Source organism: Flavobacteriales bacterium, assembly GCA_021296215.1.
Lineage (GTDB): Bacteria > Bacteroidota > Bacteroidia > Flavobacteriales > ECT2AJA-044 > ECT2AJA-044.
In genome coordinates this window covers 1-3377 of record JAGWBA010000121.1, presented here as the reverse complement: position 1 = coordinate 3377, position 3377 = coordinate 1, and the positions used below count along the sequence as shown (strand labels likewise).

The following is a 3377-nucleotide window of genomic DNA, read 5'->3' as shown; positions in this document are numbered from 1 at the left end:
AACGGAAGTCTCGAGCCCGCACAAAAACAACGCGTGGTGATGATAGAAGCGGCCGCGGATTGGTGCTCTGCTTGCCCTGCCGGAACCTTGGTATACGAGTCCACGCTCTTGCAAGTTGAGGATCAAGCGGTGCCTGTTGTGGTTCATAAGAACGATGATCTCATGACTCCCATGAATCAGTTCTTGCTCAATGAGCTTTTTGGAAACTCCGGAATACCCAACTACTTCTACAACGATGGTCAAGTCTCCGATGTAAATGCGGATGCGCTGGCCATTGCCACTCGTTCACCCATTGCCGGTGTTGGACATGAATGGTCGAAAACGGGAAACACCGTTAAAGGAAAGGCCAAAGTGAAGTTCTTTGAATCGGCCAGTGGGACCTACTATCTGGGTACCTTTGTACAACAAGGACCAGTCATCGCAGAGGGTAATTTGAAGCAAGTCGATGCGCTGGGATATTTGACCACAGTAGACGATGTCAGTGTTTGGGCTGAAGATCGAAACGGGAATGATGCCAATGGAAATTCTGTACTCATGTTCGAGGCCATGGAGCCCTATGAGCATCGCTATACCTTGGTGGCCGGTTCATCTGAGGAGCAGACCTTTGGGGATGTTCTATCGGGCACGAGCTTTTCTTCCGGAGATTCCTTTACGATCGATTTCAGTTACACCATCCCGGAAGGGACGATACTCAATGAATTGAAAGTGGTGTCCATCCTGTTCAAAGAGGATAGCAGCGGAAACTTGACCATAGAGAACGGCTATCGTTCTTAATGGATTTTGGCTCGGTTTTGGTTACGTTTACGGTATGAAACGTTTCATCATTCTGTGTTTAGCCGTAGGTACTATGGCGGCATGTAACGGCTCAAAGGAAGCAAAGGAAACCAAAGTCGAGGCCACTACTCCGGTGACTCCGGACAAACCTGACGCGCCAAAGACCGAAGCGGTAGCTCCCGCTACGACCAACATGAAGGACGCGCCGATGAGTGCTGCAAAGGCTCCTGCCTGGGTGTTTACCATGGAGCGTACTCCCTGTTTTGGTAAGTGTCCGTGGGACTCGTTCTCGGTACGAGCCGATGGTACCATTCTTTACGAAGGAAAGCGAGACGTCGAACGCATTGGTGTTTTTACGGGTGTCGTGGACGTGGAACGCGCAGCAGCAGTAAGAACCGAGCTCGATGAATTGGGTTATTTCAACTGGGAGGCCGAATACGACAACGACATTTCCGATTTACCTTCTTTGAAGCTACGCTATATGGCCAAGGACGGGTTTACGAAAGAAGTTTCTATTCGAGGAGAAGCACCAACAGGTACGGAACATTTACGCAACGTAATGCTCGGTCTGTACGAATCGGTGAGCAATTGGGAAAAAGTCGAAGCTCCGGAGGTACCGCATAATGAGTAGTTTTTAGGGTTGTGCTCTAAGTGTGCAGTGGGCCATGAGCCAAAAACTCCATTAAGAATTACGAATTCAAGAATAGGAACTCTCTAAAGGTCGTTTAGCGCAAAGGTCTCCCTCATCCTTGGACCCTTCTCGGACATTTGCAGAGTGCAGCAGTCATTATAGAAGTCATGCTCCAAGAACAACACATATTCGTTTCCCGCAATTTCTGGGAAGAAACTCTTACGTTCTTCAAGTGTTTTCAAGGGCTGTGTGTCGTAACCCATGACGTAGGGTAGAGGTATATGACCGGTTGAGGGTAGTAGGTCTGCCATAAAGACGAGTTTGGTGCCCTTGTGGGCGATGATCGGGATCATTTGACTATCGGTGTGGCCGTCGAAGAATAAAACGTCCATTCCGGGGAAAACTCCAATTGATCTATCATTGGTACCGCGTTCGATGAACTTGAGCTGCCCGCTCTCCTGAATTGGAATGATGTTCTCGGTCAAAAAACTGGCCTTTTCACGATCATTGGGTTCGGTTGCCCATTTCCAATGGCGCTCGTTGCTCCAAAAGGTAGCGTTCTTGAATGCTGGCTCATAATGATCCTTGCCTGAAGCGGCACGTTGTATGGCTCCCCCCACATGGTCGAAGTGCAAATGAGTCAGGAAAACATCGGTAATGTCATCGCGGGAGAATCCGGCGGCTTTAAGACTGCCATCGAGTGAGTGATCTCCAAACAAGTAGTAATGACTGAAAAACTTCTCGCTCTGTTTGTCTCCGATGCCTGTGTCAACGAGCATTAAACGATCTCCGTCCTCGATCAGTAATAGGCGCATACTCCAGGGGCACATGTTGTGCTCGTCGGCCGGATTCGTACGTGACCAAAGGCTTTTGGGTACTACGCCAAACATGGCTCCTCCATCGAGCTTAAAGTTTCCGGAGTGAATAGTATGTAAATTCATGGGGTAATTATCTAAAGAGGTTCACGGTTCCCGAGCTATAAACGGACCCGTTCAATTCCAAGATATAAAAATACGTTCCCTCAGGAACTTCTTGTCCGGTATTGTCAACTTTTCCATTCCATGTCAATTCACCCTGTGGAGCTATAGACTTTTGTAAAACCACATTTCTCCAGCGATTCACGATCTTTAAGCGAACCTCTCCGAGGCATTCATTTTCTACAATCAGTTCATCGAACATGCCGTCACCGTTTGGCGAAAAGGCATTCGGCATCATCAATGGGTCTTTGATTCCAGTTCCAAAGAGGGTTTCGCAAATCGTGTCTTTAGGGCAGGGGTAGTTGCCATTTGCATCTGCTCCTTCGTTGAATACGTAGCATATGTCTATTGGAACACCTTCTTCAACAAAAGGAAATTGTAGGACGTTTGGCGAAATCAATTCTCCACCGCTCAAGGAATAGTATTCTAGAAGATCGGCTCCCAACAAATCTATTGTAAGGTGAGTGTAACAACCTTCGTCGTCTAATTGTACTAACGGATCAGGGTCTATTTGAGGCACTGAATAATCAATGAATTCAGTCAAAGTGTCGATACAATTGGGAGCCGTATGAACCATTTCAAGGACAAAGCTCGTATCGCCATCGATCTGCGGTTCATAATTACCTCCGGTCGATTGAATTTGACCTTTTATGAACCAGCTTACCAAATTTGAGTCAACACCGGTTGGAGGAGAAAAAACTAGGCTGCAGGGACTGGTTTCAGTTTGAATGTGGAGACTATTTGAGGATGAAAATACCGCTATCGAGTCCCCGCCACATATACTCCCGAATACGAGGCTTACACTAAAAAAGGTGTATTGATTGGTATCGAGAAGCAGGGGGGTGTCATTGGATGCCTCAGTAACGATGGTATCTCCGTCCGGACACCACTGCTGCTCTATGATCCAATATTGAAACGGGTCACGTCCATTTTGTGGGGAGCGTTTGAAGAATTGCTACATTTCGTTCAAAAGAAATGGAGGATTTGGTATTGGA

The 3377-nt window shown here is 47.4% G+C and carries 4 protein-coding genes; 2 read left to right on the top strand and 2 right to left on the bottom strand.

Annotated elements, in window-relative coordinates; all coding sequences use genetic code 11:
• Both J4F31_12305 and J4F31_12300 read left to right on the top strand, forming a co-directional pair.
• The coding region (locus J4F31_12305) for a hypothetical protein (protein MCE2497334.1) at positions 1–774 on the top strand (774 nt) is incomplete at its 5' end.
• Between the two features lie 34 nt (positions 775–808).
• Positions 809–1405 (top strand): hypothetical protein, encoded by a 597-nt coding sequence (locus tag J4F31_12300; protein MCE2497333.1) that lies wholly within the window; start codon positions 809–811, stop codon positions 1403–1405.
• 83 nt (positions 1406–1488) lie between these two features.
• Here the strand turns inward: J4F31_12300 and J4F31_12295 are convergent, their stop codons facing one another.
• Together J4F31_12295 and J4F31_12290 are read right to left on the bottom strand one after the other, a co-directional pair.
• Positions 1489–2346 carry an MBL fold metallo-hydrolase gene (locus J4F31_12295; protein MCE2497332.1) on the bottom strand — a complete coding sequence of 286 codons (858 nt, stop codon included), beginning with the start codon at positions 2344–2346 and terminating at the stop codon, positions 1489–1491.
• Between the two features lie 7 nt (positions 2347–2353).
• A complete protein-coding gene (locus tag J4F31_12290) occupies positions 2354–3049 on the bottom strand; it encodes a gliding motility-associated C-terminal domain-containing protein (GenBank protein ID MCE2497331.1) in 696 nt (231 codons plus the stop codon).
• Positions 3050–3377: the final 328 nt, after the last annotated feature.